A 2108-nucleotide genomic window follows, 5' to 3' on the forward strand; every position below is an offset into this window, starting at 1 on the left:
TGGCGCCGCGTCCGGCATTGGCGACGTCGGGAAATGATAACTGGGAAACGTTTTAAGCGTTGAATTTGCAGAGGTCGCCATGAATGGCGACCCTACAACTCAGGTGCGCATTTATGCGCACCTGGCATCAAGCCCCTTCATACGGCTCAACAAACACGCCTTCGGCATGATCGCTTTCATTAAAGAACCAAATCCCCAGCGGGTAATCTTCTAACGCCACCAGATACATGGTGCCCTCATTGAATGCTTCCACTGCCAGCACCGTACCTACACGGCGCGGGCCGCCGTCGGTTTTAACCGTAACGCGATCGTTCACCTTCATTGATTACTCTCCACAAATTGTCCTGCGACACAGTTTAACGGAAGATAATCAACACTGCCTGATCGCGATCAGCGTCGGGCGATAACCCACACTGCATGAACGATGCCTGGAATGTAGCCACACAGCGTCAGCAGAATATTAAGCCAGAACGCCCCGCCGAACCCGACCTGCAAGAACACGCCCAGTGGCGGTACCAAAATGGCGATGACAATACGTAAAAAGTCCATATTCACTCCCTGATATCACTTAACAATCAATCGCTAAGCATAGACGCTGTTACGCACTGTGCACTTAAAGGCAGGTAAAACTCTGTCAATATGCGCTTTTTCGCTTTCTTAACGTTTCATAGAGAGACTTTTGACGCGGGCTGCTCGTACACTTCTCATCACTGCACCAACCCCAAAGGCGCAGTCAACCTAAAAGTAACAAGGATTTTTGCCCGCGCAGCGCGGGCTTTTTTTTGCCTGCAATTTGCCCGCGACGCCCTCTTTTCAGCACCGTCTATACTGTTAACTCATCCAATCGCCTCTGGGAGGGCGCTATGACGACGGCAAAAGAGTACAGCGAGAATGTGCAGCGCGAAGTCAATATTGATGTCGATGCGCTGCTGGAGGCGATTCAGAAAAGAACGTCGGGCGAGATACAAGAGTTTATGGAAGCCGAAAACGCCCATCGCGTCAAAGTAAACGGCGAGGCTTATGACTCTTACACCGATTTAGCGGAAGCCTTTGAACTCGACATTCGCGACTTCGCCATCAGTGAAGTAAACCGTTGAAATCGATTTCAAAAAAATACCCGGCGGGATGGCCGGGTAAAATAAATCAGTAAATTCGTTACACCAGGGAATTCTTAACACCCGGTCAGATTACGCCTTAGTCCGATTAAGACAAGTCTTATCTCTGCATGTAAATCGAACAATTTTGTATAACCATTCATGCGAATCGCCCCACGCACCGCGTCACGACTGGTTTCAGCTGTGCACGAAATGTGCATCGCGCGTCCCGTCACGTCTGCTGTTTAAGAATTATCCTGGATGTCGCTGGCCGGGTCGCCGGAAAAAGTGTGATCGCGATTCCGCTATTATACTGATTACTCTTCGCTTTACGGATGCCACTGGCGTAAGGAGTGTGATGATGCTGAGTCTTACCTCTTCCCTGATGATCGTTACCGATCTTGATGGCTCATTACTGGATCATCATGACTACAACTGGGATGCGGCTAGTGAATGGCTGGCGCGTCTGAAACAACATCAGATTCCGCTGGTGATTTGTTCCAGCAAAACGGCGGCAGAGATTATTCCACTACAAAAGAAGCTGGGCATTGTTGGCGCACCCTTTATTGCTGAAAACGGTGCGCGCGTGGTACTCGGCGGAGAACAAACGCCGCCAACCGAAACCAGCGCCAACTATCACGCGTTATGCCAGACGCTGCACGCATTGCAGGCGCGGTTCCGCTTCAACGGTTTTCATGAATTTAGCGATGCCGAAGTAGCACGCTTCACCGGATTAACGCTCACCGAAGCCAGCCAAAGCCGCCTGCGCGAAGCGTCGGAAGTGGTGCTGTGGCGCGATGATGAACATCGTTTGCAGGAGTTCCGTGAGGCGCTTGCCGAGCACCATCTGGCGTTAACCCAGGGCGGACGTTTCTGGCATGTGATGCCCGCCGACACCGGCAAAGGTATCGCTCTGGCCGAAATCCAGCAGCATCTTGCCGCGCAAGAAGGAGAATCGCGCATCACCATCGGCCTGGGCGATGGCCCCAACGATGTGCCGATGCTGGAGCGCGT

General features: G+C 52.0%; 4 protein-coding genes. 2 read left to right on the plus strand and 2 right to left on the minus strand.

All coding sequences use genetic code 11. From position 1 onward, the window contains the following. Positions 1-127 precede the first annotated feature (127 nt). Both dsrB and RTY00_RS24025 read right to left on the minus strand, forming a co-directional pair. Complete coding sequence (dsrB, locus tag RTY00_RS24020) at positions 128-322, minus strand: protein DsrB (protein WP_008105417.1); 195 nt, start codon at positions 320-322, stop codon at positions 128-130. Positions 323-390: 68 nt separating this feature from the next. Continuing rightward, a complete protein-coding gene (locus RTY00_RS24025; RefSeq protein WP_007891469.1) occupies positions 391-549 on the minus strand; it encodes a YqaE/Pmp3 family membrane protein in 159 nt (52 codons plus the stop codon). 314 nt (positions 550-863) lie between these two features. Between RTY00_RS24025 and RTY00_RS24030 the strand changes: the two genes are divergently transcribed. Further along, the gene (locus tag RTY00_RS24030) at positions 864-1097 is read left to right on the plus strand and encodes a DUF2525 domain-containing protein (RefSeq protein ID WP_061717614.1); all 234 of its coding nucleotides are present in this window, start codon (positions 864-866) and stop codon (positions 1095-1097) included. Positions 1098-1455: 358 nt separating this feature from the next. Beyond that, a partial coding sequence (locus tag RTY00_RS24035) for an HAD-IIB family hydrolase (protein ID WP_312666644.1) occupies positions 1456-2108 on the plus strand: 653 nt, incomplete at its 3' end.

The organism is Pantoea sp. CTOTU49201 (genome assembly GCF_032054795.1).
GTDB classification, from domain to species: Bacteria; Pseudomonadota; Gammaproteobacteria; order Enterobacterales; family Enterobacteriaceae; genus Pantoea; species Pantoea symbiotica.